The organism is Reticulibacter mediterranei, from assembly GCF_016587455.1.
Genome location: NZ_BNJK01000004.1, coordinates 157,463 through 176,513 on the forward strand (window position 1 = coordinate 157,463; position 19,051 = coordinate 176,513).

The 19,051-nt window shown below is 53.1% G+C and carries 16 protein-coding genes and 1 pseudogene; 12 read left to right on the forward strand and 5 right to left on the reverse strand.

The genetic code is table 11. The features are described from left to right. Positions 1-93 precede the first annotated feature (93 nt). From K3T83_RS55245 to K3T83_RS55255, 3 genes are all read left to right on the forward strand, one after another. Positions 94-915, forward strand: a complete 822-nt coding sequence (locus K3T83_RS55245; RefSeq protein ID WP_220211663.1) for a radical SAM protein — start codon at positions 94-96, stop codon at positions 913-915. Next, positions 912-1,058, forward strand: coding sequence for a hypothetical protein (locus K3T83_RS55250; RefSeq protein WP_220211664.1), 147 nt, complete (start codon positions 912-914; stop codon positions 1,056-1,058). The genes K3T83_RS55245 and K3T83_RS55250 overlap by 4 nt, the downstream gene beginning before the upstream one ends. A gap of 152 nt (positions 1,059-1,210) precedes the next feature. Continuing rightward, positions 1,211-1,438 carry a hypothetical protein gene (locus tag K3T83_RS55255; protein ID WP_220211665.1) on the forward strand — a complete coding sequence of 76 codons (228 nt, stop codon included), beginning with the start codon at positions 1,211-1,213 and terminating at the stop codon, positions 1,436-1,438. Between the two features lie 604 nt (positions 1,439-2,042). On the opposite strand, the gene K3T83_RS57570 is transcribed toward K3T83_RS55255, so the two are convergent. Beyond that, a complete protein-coding gene (locus K3T83_RS57570; protein ID WP_268963625.1) occupies positions 2,043-2,174 on the reverse strand; it encodes a hypothetical protein in 132 nt (43 codons plus the stop codon). A gap of 104 nt (positions 2,175-2,278) precedes the next feature. Between K3T83_RS57570 and K3T83_RS55260 the strand changes: the two genes are divergently transcribed. The 4 genes and pseudogenes from K3T83_RS55260 (at position 2,279) to K3T83_RS55280 (ending at position 5,741) form a co-directional block, all read left to right on the forward strand. Then, a complete protein-coding gene (locus tag K3T83_RS55260) occupies positions 2,279-3,427 on the forward strand; it encodes an alpha/beta fold hydrolase (RefSeq protein ID WP_220211666.1) in 1,149 nt (382 codons plus the stop codon). A gap of 95 nt (positions 3,428-3,522) precedes the next feature. Then, positions 3,523-4,168, forward strand: a pseudogene (locus K3T83_RS55270) (zinc ribbon domain-containing protein); the annotation flags it as partial. Further along, positions 4,089-4,727, forward strand: a complete 639-nt coding sequence (locus tag K3T83_RS55275) for a TetR/AcrR family transcriptional regulator (protein WP_220211669.1) — start codon at positions 4,089-4,091, stop codon at positions 4,725-4,727. The pseudogene K3T83_RS55270 and the gene K3T83_RS55275, both read left to right, overlap by 80 nt. A gap of 216 nt (positions 4,728-4,943) precedes the next feature. Then, positions 4,944-5,741 carry a BPL-N domain-containing protein gene (locus K3T83_RS55280; RefSeq protein ID WP_220211670.1) on the forward strand — a complete coding sequence of 266 codons (798 nt, stop codon included), beginning with the start codon at positions 4,944-4,946 and terminating at the stop codon, positions 5,739-5,741. Between the two features lie 72 nt (positions 5,742-5,813). Here the strand turns inward: K3T83_RS55280 and K3T83_RS55285 are convergent, their stop codons facing one another. Together K3T83_RS55285 and K3T83_RS55290 are read right to left on the reverse strand one after the other, a co-directional pair. Beyond that, complete coding sequence (locus K3T83_RS55285) at positions 5,814-9,824, reverse strand: Pls/PosA family non-ribosomal peptide synthetase (protein ID WP_220211671.1); 4,011 nt, start codon at positions 9,822-9,824, stop codon at positions 5,814-5,816. Between the two features lie 399 nt (positions 9,825-10,223). Then, positions 10,224-11,405 carry an epoxide hydrolase family protein gene (locus tag K3T83_RS55290; RefSeq protein ID WP_220211672.1) on the reverse strand — a complete coding sequence of 394 codons (1,182 nt, stop codon included), beginning with the start codon at positions 11,403-11,405 and terminating at the stop codon, positions 10,224-10,226. A 346-nt stretch (positions 11,406-11,751) separates the two neighbouring features. Here K3T83_RS55290 and K3T83_RS55295 point away from each other — a divergent pair, with 346 nt between their 5' ends. Then, positions 11,752-12,165, forward strand: a complete 414-nt coding sequence (locus K3T83_RS55295) for a PPOX class F420-dependent oxidoreductase (protein ID WP_220211673.1) — start codon at positions 11,752-11,754, stop codon at positions 12,163-12,165. 26 nt (positions 12,166-12,191) lie between these two features. Beyond that, positions 12,192-12,779, forward strand: a complete 588-nt coding sequence (locus K3T83_RS55300) for a hypothetical protein (protein ID WP_220211674.1) — start codon at positions 12,192-12,194, stop codon at positions 12,777-12,779. A 30-nt stretch (positions 12,780-12,809) separates the two neighbouring features. Here K3T83_RS55300 and K3T83_RS55305 read toward each other — a convergent pair whose 3' ends face one another. Further along, positions 12,810-14,036 (reverse strand): ROK family transcriptional regulator, encoded by a 1,227-nt coding sequence (locus K3T83_RS55305; protein ID WP_236065364.1) that lies wholly within the window; start codon positions 14,034-14,036, stop codon positions 12,810-12,812. Positions 14,037-14,250: 214 nt separating this feature from the next. Here K3T83_RS55305 and K3T83_RS55310 point away from each other — a divergent pair, with 214 nt between their 5' ends. From K3T83_RS55310 to K3T83_RS55320, 3 genes are all read left to right on the forward strand, one after another. Next, positions 14,251-15,699 carry an APC family permease gene (locus K3T83_RS55310; protein ID WP_220211675.1) on the forward strand — a complete coding sequence of 483 codons (1,449 nt, stop codon included), beginning with the start codon at positions 14,251-14,253 and terminating at the stop codon, positions 15,697-15,699. A gap of 443 nt (positions 15,700-16,142) precedes the next feature. After that, positions 16,143-17,510 carry a dipeptidase gene (locus tag K3T83_RS55315; RefSeq protein ID WP_220211676.1) on the forward strand — a complete coding sequence of 456 codons (1,368 nt, stop codon included), beginning with the start codon at positions 16,143-16,145 and terminating at the stop codon, positions 17,508-17,510. A 297-nt stretch (positions 17,511-17,807) separates the two neighbouring features. Next, positions 17,808-18,224 (forward strand): hypothetical protein, encoded by a 417-nt coding sequence (locus tag K3T83_RS55320; RefSeq protein WP_220211677.1) that lies wholly within the window; start codon positions 17,808-17,810, stop codon positions 18,222-18,224. Between the two features lie 203 nt (positions 18,225-18,427). Here the strand turns inward: K3T83_RS55320 and K3T83_RS55325 are convergent, their stop codons facing one another. Next, entirely contained in the window at positions 18,428-19,000 is a 573-nt protein-coding gene (locus K3T83_RS55325) for an LbetaH domain-containing protein (protein ID WP_220211678.1), read from the reverse strand. Between the last annotated feature and the right edge of the window lie 51 nt (positions 19,001-19,051).

Genomic DNA, 19,051 nt, shown 5'->3' on the forward strand with positions numbered 1-19,051 from the left:
TCTCTCAGACGATGATTAATCGTCTGTCAGGAAAGCCAGTAGGGATCGTAGCTTATCGGTCAACCGGAGAAGCAGACAGCAAGAGAGGTGGTTATGGAAAGGCACATCTTCTTCAAAGTGGAACAGGATCGGGTGTTGGTCCCGGTGGGGGAACCATGCCCGTTTGGATGTCGCTACTGCTATACGCGCGACGGAGCCGTAGGGCTGGCGCGCGTGGAAGCCGAAGACATCCTTTCCCGCTTGCAGGTGTTTGCCAGAGAAACTTCGTTCGAGACGATTCAATTGGGCTATGACGGCGACCCATTCGCCCGCCCGCTTCGCGGTCTTGCCATGCTTGAGCAACTGGCGAGCATGCACAAACATGTGAACTTCAGCACCAAAGCGCTGCTCGAAGGGTCCATCTTAGACGCGCTCAGCACGCTGCGACACCGCATGGCAGCCGAGGGCAAGACGTTGAGCGCGCTGCTCTCTCTGAGTTGCTGGGACTCCGCCCCGGTCGTCGAGCCGCATACACCTTCTCCCCAGGAGCGGATACGCACCGTGACCAATCTTGCCCGGATTGGCATTCCGGTGTTCATCGCCATGCGACCCGTGCTGCCGCATATCGCGGAGCGGGAATATGAGCGCATCGTGATCGAGGGCCTGCTTGCTGGATGCGAGGGATTTATTGTGGGGCCGCTCTATGCCGATAAACGTGGGCGCTTCGTACGCTTCATCCCGCCTGATGTACTCGCGCAGGTTCCCAGCCGGACCAAGCCGGTCTCCTGGTCGGCCCATGCGCCTACCTGGACACGCTACGAAGATCCAGACCGTCTGGAGAGGCTGCTCCAGATGATCGAGAAGCAAGGAGGACGAGCCTTCCAGTCCTCAGCGGAGGTCATGCGGCTGCTTGAGCACAGGGAGGTCATGGCATGATCGAGGTTGGGGTGAAATTTGAACTGCTTGCACAGGCTCAGCTCAAGGAACACTTCCCGACGATGCAATTCGTGCGTCATGTGCATAAGAATGTAGTGCGAAGAGGAGAGCGATACCCGGCAGGCGATAGCCTGGTTCTCTGACCTGGCAGCCGGGTCTGCCGTCCGGCAAGTGCGCGTGGGCTATGTGGAATTGTGGTTACAAAGCTATCATTTGCACGCCTATCGCTTTGGGAAATATCAGGAACAGCATCCTTCTTTGCTCCCAGGATGCCAGTCAAGGAAAGGAGGGAGCCATGCCAGACGCCAATCCGCTCGCTCAAGCAAGAGTAGAGAGCCGCTATCTTGTTGATATGGAGATGAACTGTATCGTCTGCCGAAGGCGATTGTATGTGCCTGATGTCTCGATAGAGTTCGTGCTGGCATCGCTGGAGCAGACGGGAGTCGCGATCCTGATTTGCCCTGATGGGCATGCACAACTGATCGGGCGCAAGATGCCATCTGGCTGCCAGCCTCACGCCTGAGCAGGTCTGTCATACGTATCCCACCCAAAGCCTCCCTTTAGGAGCTGGATCGCGTGAGCGGCGAGCACATGGGCGGTTCCAGAGGAACAAGCAGGCACGGCAAGCCTATGGATGCCCCCTTGGGTAGAGAGAGCGGCTCCCAATCGCTCGCTCAGTAGGGATGCGTGCGCAGGAGAACAGCATGGTGATGGAGTGAAACAGGGGAGGTTCATCCTATCATCGTGCTGTTTCCCTCCTGTAGGCTCCTGGTTCATCAGGGTCTCTCTGGTGAGGAGAGGCTGTCTGCTTTCATGATTGCTATCCGTGCTATTGCACAAGAATTGCGAACAATCCAAGAACACTCCTTTTGGCTATACAAATTGACAATAACGCTTTTGTAGATTATCATGTGCAAATTAATAATTTGCCTTTGGGAAGTATTTCGGTCAAGTACTCCCGCTTTCAAAGTGGGGGCTTGCATCAGGGGTGACTTCAGCCCGTCTCTGCCAGCCCCGGACTTGACCAGACCCGGCCAGGGCAGACAGCTTGGATAGACTCAAGCTGGCTATCGGGCCACCTTAGGGGCGAGATTAGGTACGGCAGGGTGTGAGGCCAGCCCCGCCCTCTACGGTTCGTGGTTAAACAGCGAGATGGGGTTCGACGCAGTGCCACGAATGCTCAAACCGCCTATAAGTTCGTCGAGGCCAACGTTACCCTCCAGGCGCAGGCCGAGAGGCGTGGGTCTGAGCGTTCCCACCCAAAAACGCTCCCCTGCGAGGGGTTCCTCCGGCTCGACGCCGGAGCTATTTTTCCTCCCCTGCCTGAAGGCCAGGGGCATCCAAATGGAGATATGTGAAGCTCATGGGTTCATTCAAGCCACCTATCAGACGCCTCGTTCTTCAGGCGATCTTTATCGCGATGCTGCTCGTTGCCGAGAGTGTGGTAGGGAGCAGGCCAGCCAGAGCCGAGACCGTCAGTTGTCAAGCCTTCCCCAGGATTGCCGTCGCCCTCACCAACCTGGGAAAAGCCAATTATCATGTCTGGGGGGAATTATGCGCGACCCCTGCGGAGCTGGCACGGCCAGATGGCACGGCGACGGTGCAACTGCTCGTCTCAGGTGCCACCTACAGCCACGTTTACTGGGACTTCAGCCCCACTCCCATCGACGGCGTGAGCTACTCCTACGCGCGCGATGAGGCCGCCGCGGGCTATCCTACCTTCGTGCTGGATCGGATAGGCATCGGCAACAGTGACCATCCCTTGAGTGCGCTCGTGGATGTTAAGACCAACGCCACGATCGTCCACCAGGTGGTGCAGGGGCTCAAGAACGGGTCCATTACCGGAACCCGCTTCGCCAAAGTGATTGAGGTAAGCCATTCCCTCGGCTCGTTGATCACCTGGGTCGAGGTGGTGAACTATCACGACGTGGATGGCGTCATCATCACCGACATGCTGCATCGCTTGACGCCCGCATTTCTTGCCCGCCTTCCCCTCGCCATTTCTCCGGCCCGGCTGGACTCGCGCTTTGCTGGTCGGCCGTGGGCCACCGATGTAGGGTATCTGACGATCAAACCGCCCCTGCTTGGGAATGTGGCGCACGGCTTTCGCGCCCAATTCTTCTACAATACTGCCACCGCTGATGTTAAGGTGATCGCGCTGGATGAGAAGACGAAGGAGACGCTCACACTGCTGGAGTTTGACAGCATCCTGCATCTGGTCGTGCCTGACACACGGCTGATCAAGGTGCCCGTCCAGGTGATGATTGGTGAGAAAGACTTCCTGCTTTGCGATGCCATCCTGAATTGTCACAAGAGCAGTACGATCCAGCAGGAAGAGGCGCCGTTCTATTCGTCGGCGGCCTGCCTGCAAGTGGTCTCCATCCCCCAGTCTGGGCACGACCTCAGCCTGCATCCCAACAATCGCTTGCAAGTGCAGGACGCGCTGAGCTGGTCCGATCAGTTTGTGGGCCGCTCCACGACCTCCCGGCCTCCTGGCTGCCCAAGTCGATGAGCGCGACGAGGCAGCTACGCCGAGCGGATGAGCCAGGAGGAACTCCTGGCTCATCTTGTGTCTGTCCCCATCGAGAGCGCGAGATCCCGGCGGTCTTCCCTGTGAATGGAACGCGCCATAACTTTTTCACCCTGATTTACCCTGCCATGTACATCCAGGTAGAGGGCTTGTCGATCAGGCTTCCAACCGGCGGAGGCGGCAAGCATGGCTCGAAGCGTTAGCCTGATGCGGTTGCCAGGCTTACCGAGGAAGCACCGATCGGCTACAAAGATGTGGCGATCTCCAGGGATGGACAGGGACATTACTACGCATCATTTGTCCATGACGAGAAACGAGTGGGGGCTCTACACCTTTGTTCAGATGGTGCGCTATAAGCGTATACTCTATGGGAAAGAGTTAGTGATCTTAGATGAGCGTGATACGTCGAAAATCTGTAGTGGTTGTGGGCACAAACAACCTATGCCACTGTGGAAACGAATCTATCACTGCAAAGAATGTGAACTCGTCATGGATCGAGACGAAAACAGTGCCGTCAACATCCTGATGAGGTTCTTGCCTGGCTGTGGGCCACACAGGGAGCGGATTTCCTTGCGGTGTGCGGATGGTTTCACCGCAACGGATATGTGTTACATACGTTTGAACACGTTTAAGAAGGTAGCATATGACACAGAGCAAGATCAACGAGAGAGAAGATCCACGTGTGCTACGTACGCGGCAACTCTTGCTGCAAGCCTTTTCTGAACTATTTCTGGAAAAAGGTTTTCAAACGATGACGGTACAGGATATAGCAGAACGGGCGAAAATTAATCGTAGCACATTTTATACACATTTTGAGGACAAGTTCGCGATCCTGGAAAGCTGGGTGCGTGAGCAATTTCAGCTGCGTGTAGCTTCTAGAGTACTCACAGGAGATTCCTGGAGCCTGAATACCTTCCGCTTGCTCATTCTGCATGTCGTCGAATGGTTCGCGGAGTTCCACCAGTTGACCAGTTCAGCCGACCGCTCGCTGATCCCCCTGATGGTGACGACTCTGCAAGAAGCCCTCTTTGAACTGCTTTTGCAAGGCTTCAAATCGGTGGCCGGTTCTCGATGGGATCAGTTGGCCGACCTGGAAACTGTTGCTATGGTCACCAGTTGGGCGATTTTTGGGAGCGGTTTCCAATGTTTCAACCAATGGGACGAGCAGACGGAGACCTTGCCACCAGAAGAGTTGGCGGACCAGGTGACAAACGTGCTGATGCGTGGCTTAGCACAAGCTTTGCCTACTTTGTCTGTTCGCGCCGTAAACCCCCAGCTTTGAACTGTCGCGAAGAGCAAAGCTGTGTGATCTGATGAGGGAGATTGTTTCACAGAAGACAGAGAACGTATTGTTCAAAGAAGAACGTGGCATGAGATCGAGGTATATCAAACCTGTGTAATCTCCGATGATAAGAAATATCGTAGCGGTGAATGGTATGCATCGCTGCGTTTTGCGGCTTCTTCACTAGAGGTCATTCTGACTTCAAAAGGAGATCGTATGCGTTTGAACTTTTTCTCTCATCTTTCTCTGCTGTTCTTGCTTGGTTTGCCTTTGTTGATGGGTAATCTGGAATCTGCTGAACCCGTGTTGGCACGCACTCTGCCTGTTGCGGCACCAATGGAGATGCGCCATCCTATCGCGCTGGTGTATCGTGGACCAGCAGGGTGTCAACGTTGCTCTGAAGCTGTGGCGCTGCTGCTCCAACGCTCGAAGTGGCATTTTACAGTGCGGTATGTTGGTCCAAATGAGCGCCTCCATCTTTCGGCTGCGACATTGAAGACTGCGACTGTTTATGCACAGCCGGGTGGAAATGGAAGCTTGCAGAGGGCATATATGTTCATGCAAGATGATGTACCTCTTATTGAGCAGTTTGTGCGGTCTGGAGGACACTACCTCGGGTTCTGTATGGGCGGGTATTTAGCAGGTGCCACCCCTGGTTTTCATTTGTTGCCGGGCGATAGCAATGAGTTCGTTGGTTCTCCGGGGGCAAGTGTGAGAACGCTGGTTGATACGACCGTACGTGTGTACTGGCGCGGTCAATTGCGCACCCTCTACTTTCAGGATGGGGCGTACTTCATCATTCATATGCATAAAACAAAGGTGACGATCCTGGCACGGTACACCAACGACGAGATTGCAGCACTGGTAGCCACTTATGGGAAGGGAGTTGTTGGGGTGGTTGGTCCACATCCTGAGGCAACGGATACGTGGTATCGTGTGCATCACCTTCCTGTTCCTGCAAGCTTGAACTGGGATCTTGGCGATGATCTGATTACGACTGTGATGGAGGAGTAACATCTTGATCTGTCAGGCAATGCATGTCACGCTGCTGGCTCAAATTCCGCCAGCAGCGTGACATAGTTGGCTCTAGAGAGCGCGTGCAGGAATGCCTTGCCAGTGACTTTCCGGCGGGAGGCTTTCTCCTTTCATGACCAACGATAGTGCATCGAGGGAAGCCCCGATACCTACTTCTGCATCATACAAGACGACAGAACGGGGGCCGATGGAACTGGAGGCACCGATTTTGACGAACGACATCTTCATCACCCGGTCCTCGAACAGGTGAGTTTGTAAAGAGGTTATTTCACCGATTGCGGCATCGTCTCCCACTTCTACCAGGTCGAATTCAGTCAGGTAGGTGGTGTCGAGCCAGACGCGCCGACCAATCTTTGCCCCAAAGAGCCTCAACAGAGGAGCGATCCAGGGAGTTCCTGTGAAGAAGCTGATCAGGCAGGGGACGGCAACTCCTTCATATAGCCCTGTAATCAACTCACTTCGACGTACAAAGAGGCTCCAGAGCGGCTCCATACGGGGGCGATAGCGACCGATGAGTATCCATTTCAGCAGGGCAATCACAAGCGTTGCTGTCGCGCCGATGCCTGCATAGAGCAGCGGCATGATGCTGAGCAACTCCCATGATGGAAGCATGGTGGCAAGGTGAAGCAGTGTCGTCATTTCGCTCAGCACGATAAACATGAGCAAGGTTGCTGGAAAGGTAATACGGAAAAACTCGATCAACAGACGCCAGGCGATCAGGCTCTTGTGTGGGCGATAAGTGACGGTCTCCTCGAAGTGCAGGCTTTCCTGTCGTCGCGGCAGGAAGATTGCCGGAGAACCGAGCCACGAGGTTCTGGGATCGACTTCTCTGGTAGGAGGCACAGAGTAGACCCCGATCAGGCTGTTGTCACCAAGCCGACTGGAAAAAGGGATGAGCGCCCCGTTACCCACGAAGCTGCGATTGCCAACCTCTGTGGGCGCGAGTACGATCCAGCCGCGATAGAAGGCGGCGGCACCAATCACCGCCATATCAGCAACGAAGCTTTCCTGGCCAAGTCTGAGCAGATTAGGATCGACGTAAGTGACGGTCGAAATCTCAGACCACTTGCCAACACGTGCGCCGAGGAGCCGCAGAAAGGGAATAAGGTAGAGCGTCGCGTACAGCGTGTTGGTGAGGCCGAGGCTCATTGTCATGAGTTGGTCGCTGAACCACTTGCGGAGCCCGAACCAGCTGCGTACAGGGTAAAGGCCGGCATGTGCGGTGGGCATACTGAGACGCTTTCCGACAAATACAAGTAGGCAGACAACCAACACAAAAAGCGGTCCGGTTATCAGTGTACTGGCCATACCCCAGAGCAGGCCAACGCGATTGATGACGATGTCAACCAGGCAAACGCCTGGAGCGATCATCAGCCAGGGAAGCAGGAGCAAGAGCAGTGTTCCCGCTACAAAGCCCGCCAATACCAGGAACGGCCAGCGGCGTTGATCAGTTTTGTCGGCGAGATCGGTGAAGAGCGATGGAATGTCTTTCAAGCGTTGACATGGAGATCCTCCCCAGTACTCGTGTGCTGGGATGACGTGGTTTTGAGGAACGAGGGATTGTTCTGCAAGGATTGCTTGATCGCCGATCTGCGCGCCTGCCTGCACGACGCAGTTGGTTCCCAGAAAGGCAGCGCGACCAATCCGAATAGGAGCCAGCCGTAGCCTACCTCCCTCTACGCTGAAAGGATGTAGCTGCACTCCATACCCGATGCTCGTGTCTTCGCCAATCTCGATCAACATGGGCAGGCTGATTTTCGCGGAGGCCATGTGGCAATGGTGATCGATGCGAGCTCCCAGTAAGCGGAGATAGAGAGGGAGCAATGGTGATCCAGCCAGTAGAGCAAGGGGTGAAAAGAGAAGGATTCTCCGATAGAGCCAGACGCGTACATAGGTCAGCCCCCAGAGTGGATAAGTTCCTGCTTGCACGCCGCCCATCAGTATGCGACCAGCCACGGCCGGCAGAAAAAAGCTGATAATGGCCAGCCAGATGCCCTGGATAAAAGCGAGTCTGGCGAGCATCCAGGGATGATCCATTGCCCAATGTAAGCTGAGCGATGGAAGATTGAGCAGCAGCAGTCCTGCATAGAGGGAGAGGAGTTGTAGAATGCCACAACCCCAGACGCGCTGATTCGAGTGCTGTTGCGGCGCTGGCCTGGCTGTTTGTACTGGCGCTTTGTCGGTATCCGAAGGGGCGTTGGCGCTAATAAACTCTGCGAGCTGACGGATTGTTGGATGCGCGTACAGATCACCAATGCTCAACCCTTGCAGCCTGTCCTCCTGACGAAGCCGTGAAATAACGAGTGCGGCAGCGAGTGAGTGTCCTCCCAGATTGCTAAAAAAGTCGTCATCAACGGAGATATGTTCACGTCCAAGAAACTGCCCCCACACGGTAGCGAGTTTGCTCTCCAACTGCGTTGCGGGAGGGATATAGGGAGTAGAGCAAGTGCCAAGGCGCGCAGAGACGGGTGCTGGCAATCTGGAACGGTCTACTTTACCAGCGGCCAGCAAAGGGAATGAGTCGAGTATTTCTATAAATGATGGGAGCATGTAGGAAGGGAGACGGAGTTGTAGCGAGGCGTGAAGTTGTTCGCGTAAAGCGCTGATCTCCTCTTCGCTGAGTTGCTCACGCAGCGTGATGTACGCGACGAGATCCTGAACGCTCCCCTGTATTTTAAGAGGATTGATCACCGCGTTTTCTACCGCGTGATCTTCGCGAAGTACCTCTTCGATCTCGCCCAGTTCGATACGATAGCCGCGAATCTTCACCTGCGTATCGATGCGTCCCAGGTACTCAATTTCTCCTGACGGAGTGAAGCGGCCAAGATCTCCTGTACGATAGAGGCGCGGCGCTATTGTGTGATCGCTTCGGATGGGATTGGAAACAAAGCGATCTGTGGTGAGATCGGGACGATGGAGATAGCCGATGGCAACGCCAGGGCCGCCGATACAGATTTCGCCGCTGTCGCCATCATTGAGAGGGCGAAGATGTTCATCGAGAATATAGACACAGTAGGTTGGCAGCGGGGTGCCAATCGTGACAGGGTGATCAGGTATCAACTCGCACCAGGTAGCGGTCACTGTGGTCTCGGTGGGACCATAAGTGTTGAGCATGCGGCGCTGTGAGCTGGACCAGCGACGGACCAGATCGGCGGGACAGGCTTCACCACCGACAAAAAGTGAACGAAGAGAAGGGACATCGCGATCAATCGTGGCAAGCAGCGTTGGTACGCAGTAGAGGGCGGTGATATTGTTCTCAATGAGAAACGAAGTCAGCTCTGAGCCAAGACGCCGGGAGTCGGTCGGTCCCGCGATCAATGTTGCCCCAACGATCCAGGTAGGCCAGATCTCCTCCAAGGAGAAGTCGAAGGCAATCGTCATACCCTGATATACCCGATCATCCGGCCTGATAGCGTAAATGGGTGTTACTACACTGAGGAAGTTGGTGATATTGGCATGTGAGATAGCAACACCCTTCGGTCGTCCTGTCGTGCCTGATGTATAGATAACGTAGCACAAAGAGGTAGGAGCGATATCGATCAGGGGCCGCATTTCAGCTTGACCCGCAAGTTCTTCTACCGCTTGATCGAGTTCGAGCAGTGGGCAAGGAGCAACGTTCATGCGCTTGCTCAATGTTGAGGTTGTTAACAGAAATTGTAGCTCGGCATCCTCTGCAATGAATGTGACCCGATCAGCGGGAAACGACGGGTCGAGAGGAACGAAGGCGGCACCAGCTTTGAGTACGCCGAGCAAAGCAACATACGTATCGAGAGACCGCTCTAGCAAGATTCCAACCGGGCGATTTTCACCGCATCCGTGTGCAATGAGCCAATGGGCAAGACGGTTGGCTCGCTGGTCAAGTTCCAGATAGGTGACATGAGACGATTCACAGATGACAGCTGTGGCGGTGGGATTGGTATCGCATGTTTGCTCGAAGGAGTGGTGCAGGAGTTTGAAATCTCTGAAGGTGGTAGGAGGCAATTGAACAGGAAAGGCCTCAAGAGCAACATGTTTTCCCGCCAGACGTTGCTGGACCTGTTGACTGTGTTTCAGAGTAGGCATAGTGAAGACCTCTGTTGCTGATAGATAGAAAAGGCGTGATACCTTCCCCCTTTCATGCTGCAATGGCATCTGGTAGATAGGTAATCAGGCATTTCTGATGTCCTTTCTTTTTAGGTAGGTTCACGAGAAGTATTTTTCCAGAAACTAAGTAGATAAGATGTTCTTCTCAGAAGGCAGGAAATCCCTTATCTCCAAATTCATCATATACAGAGGAACCAAATAATGGGTGTAGCTGTAAGTATGTGCATGCTGGTAAATGCCGTACCAAGTGGCATTTACCACATGTCTGGCATGGAGGTAAATTGGACGATTTGCTTCATCGAATATCAGAACACAGAGCTGGCCTTTTACACATTCGCGCGTGTCATCCTCCCAGTCTGATACCTTCCCCCAGAGACGTTAGTGGTGCTTCCTGAAAAACGCTTGAATGTCGCCGACGAGGAGATCAGGCACCTCCATCGCTGGGAAGTGGCCGCCGCGATCAAACTGCGACCAGTGCGCAATGCGATTGCCCGGATCGAAGATAGAGCGGATGGTCGTATCGGAGGCGAAGACTGCAACGCCGGTCGGTGCCGCAGTGATCCCTTCAGACTTGCTGTCCGATGCAGCCTTGGACGTGCTCTCTATCGCACGATATGCTTGCATCCCCTCATACATCGCATTGGCCGAGGATGCGCCTGCTCCGGTGAACCAGAAGATGCTGACGTTGGTGAGCAACTGATCAAGATCGATGGCCTCCTCGGGCAGTGACGCTCCAGGGCCGATTCCTGCCTGGAACCTCTCGACAATCCAGGCAAGTTGCCCGACAGGGGTATCATTAAGCAAGTAGGCGAGGGTCTGCGGGCGAGTAGACTGCATCCATAAGTAACCGATTCCGTCAACTTGCATCCGGTTGAAGCGCTCACCGCGTTTCCGATCAGCCTCGGATAAACCCGTCAGATAGAGCGGTGGCCCGAACGGGTAGGCTGCTCCTGTTCCGGTAATATGCACGCCGACGACGCGCTCGGCGTCGATCATGCCCAGGATGAGCGCGACACCCGAGCCTGCGTCGGTGCCATGAGCGGCGTAGCGCTCATATCCCAGGAAGCTCATCAGTTCCCCCCAAGCCTGAGCGACGCGGAACAGGTTCCCCCAGCCTACCTCATGCATGGGTGTGGAGAAACCGTAGCCGGGTAGCGATGGGATCACCACATGAAAGGCGTCGCTCGGATTGCCTCCGTGGGTACGTGGATCCGTCAGCGGGCCAATCAGCTTCAAGAACTCGACGGGCGAACTTGGCCAGCCGTGGGTGAGGATCAGCGGCAGGGCATCGGGTTCGGGGGAGCGCACATGCAGGAAGTGGATGGTCTGACCATCAATCTGGGTCACAAACTGTGGGATCTCATTGAGTCTGTCCTCGTGCTTGCGCCAGTCGTAAGAGGTTTGCCAGTAGGAGGCCAGATCCTTGAGGTAGTCGAGCGGAACGCCTCTACTCCAGCCGAGGCCGGGCAATTGGGTGGGCCAGCGCGTGTGAGCGATACGCTCGCGCAAGTCATCCAGGTCGGTCTCTTGAATGGCGATAGTAAATGGGTAAATACTCATCTGATCTTTCTCCTTGTGTTACTATCTCGTTCGTGCTCTGCTGACAAAGAGAATGTACTGCTGAAAGAGGACAGGAGCGACCCTCGTTTGACTTTTTGGAGAGAGTATGTCAGTTTTTTGCCCAATTTGAGTGCTCACCCATCTCAGCATTATACGACGAGGTATCGTCAGACTGACCTCTCTCGTATGGCGCAAAGAAATGGTTGACAAACTGACAGTATTTTTCTAAAGTCTTAAATGTATATGTGAGATATTCATAAAGTTATGTAAGAAATGATTTGCATTCATGATGTAAGAGGGATATACTTTTCTCAAATGAGAAAAAGAGAAAGGTAGTTATTGAATTATGGCGAATATTCCAGCATCCCATCTTGATATCTTACAATCTCGCGCGCTGGGCTATCTAGCGACGCTTGGGCCAAAGGGAGAGCCACAGGTAAGTGCTGTCTGGTTTCTCTGGGACGGAACGTATCTCCTGTTCGCGTTTAATAAGAAACGGCAGAAGTATCGCAATGTGTTGCGTGATTCCCGTGTTGCAGTTGCCCTTGCTGATATTGCCAATCCCTATCGTGCCCTTGAGATTCGAGGCCGTGTTGTACGCGTGGATGAAGATCCCGATTTTCGTTTTATCAATGCGGCCTCGCAGAAGTACAACAATCGAGACGCTACTCCCGAAGAGACAGGGCGGCCAGAGGAGCGTGTAGTGCTTGTTGTTGAGCCAGAGCGCGTGCTTGTCTTTCCACCAGAAGGGAAACAATAATCAGGTTCGGGAGGTATCGTTGCTCTATGGATGACGATTATTCTCTTCCCAGGCTCAAGGAGTTTGCAGAGCTTTATGTTGACGAGGTACGTAGCTACCAACCCTCTCTTCCCCCTGAGTATTTGCGGGATATGATTATGTATACCCCGACAGAGGAAGGTGATCAGCACGCGAAATTTCGCATGCTGGTGCTTTCTCTCTTGTTTGGATCGTTTTCTTTGGCAGATCGAGCCTTTCTACGGATGCTTTTAGAGCAAGAAATCGTATATCACCGCTATAACTACGGTTTTAGTGAGAGCATAAAAGTATGTGCTTTTATGCTCTTTGTGCTGGCAGAAGTTGAAGATGTGCAACTGTTATGGGAGGCAAAAACGACAAGTTTTGATACCATGTGTGGTTTGAACGATCAATTGTTGGTGGGTGCGGGAATCGCCGCCACGCTTGACTATTTACGTCGGGCGGATGAACCCTGGTCTGAAAGAGCCAGCAAATATATAAGCGAGGGATACCCTTATACCTTTGAGCAACTCCAACGCTATCAAACTGAGACCAGGCAACTTTTAGCGAAACATATGGAGATATTGTATAAAAGATGGGAAACATCATCGACTTAGCGAGTGAGCTGCTGAAGGACAGCAGCTCTTTTATGATAGGCCGTTGAAATAGTGTTGAAAGACGAGATTGTGGGCGGTTTCTAGCGCGGTTGCGATGGCACCAAGCAAAACGCTATCAGCACCTAGCTTTGTCGCGACGATGCGAGGCCGCAGGGGTGTGAGTTGTTGTAATCGGCGTTCTAATGGCGCTCGTAGCAGCTCAATGCGTTGTCCGATGCCTCCACCAATGACGACCAGTTCTGGATCAAGGACGGCGGCGATGGTCGCGACAGCCTGTGCCAGGTGATATCCTTCCTGTTCGATGACAGCTAGAGCCTGTGGATCGCCTTGCTCGGCTGCGTCAAAGATCTGTTTAACAGAAAGCGAAGAGGGCAAGCTGTGTTTGCGTGCCAGACGAGCAATGCCTTCTGCTGAAGTTGCCTCTTCAAACATGCCGAGATAATTTTCGCTGAGTACCGCGCCTTGCTCCTCGGCCTCATTGAGTCCGAAGGGGAGAAAACCGATCTCTCCTGCGGCTCCATGAGCGCCTCGGTAGAGAACTCCGTTGATGACAATACCCATACCAATGCCAGTACCAACGGTAAGAGAGACAAATGTGCTGGCGTCGGTTCCCCAGCCGAATGAACGCTCACCGAGGGCCGCAAGGTTGGCATCATTCTCTACCGAGAGATCGAGATGAAAAGCAGCCTGTAACTCTGCTAGCAGCCCTTGCTTTCCCCATTCGGGAAGATTTGCGGAGAAAAGTACGCGTTTGCTCTGTGCATCGAGGACACCAGGGGTGCCGATGACGGCATGAACGACCTGAGACCACGATAAACCTGCGTTCATAACCAGATCATGGGCGAGCTGGCTAATGAAGGCCACGAGGCTTGAGGCATTTTGGGCGTGGTTTTGCTGGTCTGCACGGGCAAGAATGTGGCCTGCAAGGTTGGCGACGGCGGCGTGTACCCAGCTACGGCCAACATCGATACCTAGAACGTAGCCCGCTTCTGGATTGGGTTCATATAATATAGCCACTCGCCCTCCTTTACTCGATGCTGATTGACCAACAGCTTTTACGAGTTGGGCCTGTTCAAGACTTGCCAGCGCTTGCGAGACCGTTGGCTTAGAGAGTCCAGAGGCGCGTGCGAGTTGAGCGCGTGAAGTTGGGCCATGAGTGCGCAGGTATTCCAGCAAGGATCGTTCGTTGATAGCACGTAGCAGTGATGGAGTTCCTGGCTGAGAGATGTGAGAAAGACTGCCATTGGTCATGGGCATCGACATAACTCCTTTATAATTTGTCCGCTCCCTTTTGCGCCATCATTGTAAACTATCGTACCCAGATGATGAAGGGGCATACCGCCTACAGTTTGCGCGTGAAATATGTCTTGTCATACGGTTGACAAAGCGAAGTTAGGAAACTATACTAACTAATTATAGACCCTTTATGCAAGTCATGTCTCCTATCAACCCTATTAGTGAGGAGGTTTTTATGAGCTCTTCAAGCATCAATGGGCAACCTGAGAAGATGCCAGCAGAAAGCGGTGTAGAGCAGGCAACAAATGGATTTGTGCGCAGTATTAAGTTGCCTACCGCGATAGCAATCAACATGACGCAGATGTGTGGCATCGGGCCGTTTATTACGATTCCACTGATGGTGGCGGCGTTTGGTGGGCCGCAAGCGATTATAGGTTGGATTGCGGGGGCAATTCTTGCTCTGGCTGATGGGCTGGTCTGGTCGGAGTTGGGGGCAGCGATGCCGGGGGCAGGAGGGACGTATATCTATCTGCGCGAAGCGTATCAGTATCGCACGGGGCGGCTGATGCCATTTTTATTTATCTGGACGGCTATTCTTTCCATTCCTTTGATTATGTCAACGGGAGTGATCGGGCTGGTCCAGTATATGGGGTATTTGTGGCCGAATATGAACTGGTGGCAGATACATCTTGTGTCGCTACTGATCGTTGCAATTGTTATCTTTGCGCTCTACAGGCGTATTGAGTCTGTTGGTCTGCTGACGAATATTCTGTTTGTGATTATGTTGCTGTCGATTGGGATCGTGATAGTTGCAGCGCTGACCCACTTTCATCCAGATCTGGCGTTTGCTTATCCGGCGAACGCATTTACGCTCGATGGCCATTTTTTTGTCGGGTTGGGCGCGGGATTGATCATTGGAGTTTATGATTATCTGGGTTACAACACGACGGCATATATGGGGGATGAGATCCGAACGCCGGGGCGTGTGATTCCCTGGTCGATTATCATTTCGGTGCTAGGTATCATGGTGCTGTATCTGGCTCTCAACATCGGGGTGTTGGGCGTTGTGCCCTGGCAGGAGGTCGCGAAGTCGCCGTCGATTGCGTCATTGGTGCTAGAGCAGGTGTGGGGGAAGGGTGTGTCGAGTGTGGTAACGGTGTTGATTATCATCACTGCATTTGCTTCGGTCTTTGCAGGACTGCTTGGTGGATCGCGTGTTCCTTATAATGCGGCCCGTGATGGCGTATTTCTGAGGCAGTTTGGAACATTGCATCCGCGCCTTCGTATTCCACATAGAGCGTTGCTTGTGATGGGAGTAATCACGGCAATTGGTTCCTTTTTCGATCTTTCTACGGTCATCAATATGTTGATTGCGGTGATCGTGCTCATTCAAGGGGTTGGGCAGATTGTAGCGCTGACTGTGTTGCGTCTGAGGCAACCAGAATTGAGGCGACCGTATCGCATGTGGCTGTATCCGCTGCCGAGCCTGATTGCATTGATTGGTTGGGTGTATGTCTATTATGCTTCTGGTTGGCAGCCGATCTTGCTTTCGTTAGGATGGCTTGTCATTGGCATAGTGGCATTCCTGATCTGGGCGCGTGTGGAGCATATCTGGCCGTTTGGTTCCAGAGAGATTAAAGAGACCTATCTGGAGCATGCGGATGAGATAGAGCAGGCTTCTTGAGCAGGGATAGCACTGGATGATCATGTTGCTGGTCGTGAATGATACCTTTTGTGGGCCCAGGGCTTTCCAGTTCTCCGCTCAAAGGGGTGCAGGGGTCTCCCTGCCGGGGCCTGGGGCGTCCCCAGTTTCCTTCCCTCCTTCGCGCGCCGCCGCAGGCGGCGCGCAAAAGAGAAGAAAAAAGGTTTTTGCGGGGACACCCCGCACCCCGGCAAAGGGCTGCCGCCCTCTGCACTCCTGCTAGATGGGAGAATTGGAAAGCCCTGTTTGTGGGCCATACCTCCTTGCAGACACAGTGCGTCAGGGGGTATGCTGAAACTCTGCGAGAAGAGTTGTATCCATCTCCATACCCAGTGCTAAGTGGAGGTGGATATTCTGTAGAGATATCTCTGCGGGTGCTATATGTGCAGAGATATCTCTCAAGATGAAAGGTAGAATGCACACTTATGACATGGGAAACGTACCTCGTAGAGCATCAGTCTCAGCATCAGAACGAGTTGCTGCAATTTCTTAGCATTCCTAGTATTTCATCGCTGCCTGCGCATGCTGCTGATGTGCAACGAGCGGCTCAATGGGTAGCGGGTCGCCTGACGGCTGCGGGCCTGGAAGGTGTGCGGATTCTGGAGACAGGCGGGCATCCGGTGGTGTATGGGGAGTGGCTTCATGCTGCTGAGAAGCCAACGATCTTGATTTATGGTCACTTTGATACGCAACCAGTAGATCCGTTAGCGTTATGGACACATCCCCCTTTTGAGCCAACGATTATTGAGGATCGCGTGTATGCTCGTGGCGCGTCAGATGATAAGGGGAATATGTTCACGCCGATTCTGGGTATTGAGGCGTTGCTCAAGACGGAGGGAGCTTTGCCTGTCAATGTGAAGTTCTTTTTCGAGGGGCAGGAAGAGATAGGCAGCCCGCAGTTGCCAGCCTTTATTGAGCAGCATCGTGATCTGCTGGCGTGTGATCTGGTGGTCAGTTCCGATGGGGGACAATATAGTGAGGATCAGCCGTCGCTGATGTTAGCGGCCAAAGGGTTGACCGGGGTACAGATTGATGTACGTGGGGCGAAGGGTGATTTGCATTCTGGTATGTATGGTGGTGCTGTGCCCAATCCAATACATGTACTGACGGCCATTCTTGCTTCGATGCGTAGCGCTGAGGGCAAAATTTTGGTAGAGGGGTTTTATGATGCGGTAGTGCCGCTTTCGGAGGCGGATCGAGTGGCTATTGCTGCTATTCCATTTGACGAACGGGAATATCGGGAGCAGATCGGTGTGTCAGCGCTATTGGCAGAGCCGGGATATACGCCCCAGGAGCATCTCGGGGCGCGTCCGACGTTGGAGATTAACGGAATCTGGGGTGGTTTTCAGGGCGAAGGTGTGAAGACTGTTTTGCCAGCGGAGGCACATGCGAAGATTACGTGTCGGTTGGTCGTGAATCAAGATCCGGCTACGATTGTTGATTTGATTGCCAGGCATGTTGAAAAACACACGCCTACCGGGGTACAAGTGACGGTACGCGCACTTCCTGGTACGGCGCGACCCTATCTGATTCCAGCCGATCACTGGGGGAATCAGGCGGCAGCGGCGGTGCTTGAGGAGTTGTATGGGAAAGAGCCGTATCAAGTGCGTGTGGGTGGAAGCATTCCTGTTTGTGAGCTATTTCTTACGCATCTTGGCGCATATACGGTGGGTTTTGCCTTTGGCCTGAATGATGAGCAGATCCACGCGCCGAATGAGTTTTTCCGCCTGAGTAGTTTCCGACGCGGGCCTCTGGCATACGGCAAGTTGCTCCATCGGTTGGCAGCAAAATAAATCGTGGAGTCGCCAATGTGTGGATAGTTTGGCGGGGGTTGAGTGAGGAGCACAAAAATTGCTGAGAGGATGTTTCCACCAGAAACATCCTCTTTTCTTATCTGTGATCTTGTCAAGCTGCTTTCTTCGGTCCACTCTTAAAAGAGAGCGTAATATAGGCTAAAAGAGGTAATACGGGCTTTGAAACTATGTCTCTATAAATTGACCGCTAACTGACCGCTTTATGTCCTGGTGTTTCAGTGCTGCAATAGCTATGATGCAAAGGATTTTCATTACTTAAAAAAGAAAGGAAGAGTTATGAAGCAGTCAATAGCGTCTTTCAAGCTGTTGCTGAAGCAAAGGTATCGATTTGCTTTGGTGGCACTCCTTCTTGCAGTGAGCCTGGTTTTTGCGGGGGGAGTTTCTGCGCCAACGGCTCATGCAGCTCCAGCGGGCACGATTCATGGTTGTCCATCGGGCTATGTTTGCATCTACCCGCAGAACGCAGGCTGGAACGGTGATAAACCCTCGCTGAAATACTACTATTACGGTGTCTATCAGCTTTCGAACCAGTACGGCACCCACGAAATCTTCAACAACCAGTATAGTAATGCCGGATTTGATCTCTGCACTGACTGGAACGGTACGGTGTGTGATCTTGGTTTTTCTATCAATTCTTATGGAGCGGTTGACTTAACTCCGATCAACTCTGTTAGAGTTAAACCTACCTACTAACTAAACAAAGGGAATAGTGAGCCATCACCGCAGGCAGCACTCTGGTTGGTACTGTGTTCTCAATAGCCCTAAGCCTGATTGCTGCCTGGTTGTAGCAGAGGTGATGACCAGGGTCTTACATACAAGGAACCAACTACTTGATCTTCTTTAAGAATATCTGCTCACCAGAATAATGCCAAATTTACATCCCTGCGCTTCTTTTTTTACACGGTTAACTGCTTGACTACTTGTGCTGGATTTCCTGTTACAACCACGTTAGGAGGAACTTCTCGGGTCACGACGCCGCGAAAGCCAACGACAGAGTTCTCGCCAATCGTGACCCCTTTCAACACAGCAGCCTGGCCCGCCAACCAGACATTGTTGCTAACGGTAATAGGAGCGCTACGCTCCCTCACGCAAGAGTTCTTGCGGCGGTCTGGCTCAATGCTATGAAAATCGGTATCTAACATCACTACTGAACCCAGCATGCAATCACGCCCAATCGTGATGCCCGATGCCGCCATCAGCCCGGCACCATTGAGGCGAGTATTGTCGCCAATCTGAATAACCGCATCGGAACTATAGGTAATCAGCACATTCGGCTCCTTATGCGCCCAGGCATTAACCGAGGTTCCAAAAATCACCCGTCCCGGCCCTTTGATTTGTAACCGGCCATTCGAGATAAAACCCGGTCCAAATTGGACCCGTTGGCCTCGCAACAGACGGAATTTCGCTACCGTATACATAGAAACACTGGCAACAACCAGGCGTTTGATGATACTTTTAAGTAAATCCATACGTTTCTCCTCATTACTTTTCTGGCTGCGTTTCCTCTTCTCGATACTAGT

Excerpts from the sequence above, each read along its gene's own strand:
- K3T83_RS55245 (WP_220211663.1), top strand. The coding sequence starts at position 94 with ATGGAAAGGCACATCTTCTTCAAAGTGGAACAGGATCGGGTGTTGGTC.
- K3T83_RS55250 (WP_220211664.1), top strand. The coding sequence starts at position 912 with ATGATCGAGGTTGGGGTGAAATTTGAACTGCTTGCACAGGCTCAGCTC.
- K3T83_RS55255 (WP_220211665.1), top strand. The coding sequence starts at position 1,211 with ATGCCAGACGCCAATCCGCTCGCTCAAGCAAGAGTAGAGAGCCGCTAT.
- K3T83_RS55260 (WP_220211666.1), top strand. The coding sequence starts at position 2,279 with ATGGGTTCATTCAAGCCACCTATCAGACGCCTCGTTCTTCAGGCGATC.
- K3T83_RS55275 (WP_220211669.1), top strand. The coding sequence starts at position 4,089 with ATGACACAGAGCAAGATCAACGAGAGAGAAGATCCACGTGTGCTACGT.
- K3T83_RS55280 (WP_220211670.1), top strand. The coding sequence starts at position 4,944 with ATGCGTTTGAACTTTTTCTCTCATCTTTCTCTGCTGTTCTTGCTTGGT.
- K3T83_RS55285 (WP_220211671.1), bottom strand. The coding sequence starts at position 9,824 with ATGCCTACTCTGAAACACAGTCAACAGGTCCAGCAACGTCTGGCGGGA.
- K3T83_RS55290 (WP_220211672.1), bottom strand. The coding sequence starts at position 11,405 with ATGAGTATTTACCCATTTACTATCGCCATTCAAGAGACCGACCTGGAT.
- K3T83_RS55295 (WP_220211673.1), top strand. The coding sequence starts at position 11,752 with ATGGCGAATATTCCAGCATCCCATCTTGATATCTTACAATCTCGCGCG.
- K3T83_RS55300 (WP_220211674.1), top strand. The coding sequence starts at position 12,192 with ATGGATGACGATTATTCTCTTCCCAGGCTCAAGGAGTTTGCAGAGCTT.
- K3T83_RS55305 (WP_236065364.1), bottom strand. The coding sequence starts at position 14,036 with ATGCCCATGACCAATGGCAGTCTTTCTCACATCTCTCAGCCAGGAACT.
- K3T83_RS55310 (WP_220211675.1), top strand. The coding sequence starts at position 14,251 with ATGAGCTCTTCAAGCATCAATGGGCAACCTGAGAAGATGCCAGCAGAA.
- K3T83_RS55315 (WP_220211676.1), top strand. The coding sequence starts at position 16,143 with ATGACATGGGAAACGTACCTCGTAGAGCATCAGTCTCAGCATCAGAAC.
- K3T83_RS55320 (WP_220211677.1), top strand. The coding sequence starts at position 17,808 with ATGAAGCAGTCAATAGCGTCTTTCAAGCTGTTGCTGAAGCAAAGGTAT.
- K3T83_RS55325 (WP_220211678.1), bottom strand. The coding sequence starts at position 19,000 with ATGGATTTACTTAAAAGTATCATCAAACGCCTGGTTGTTGCCAGTGTT.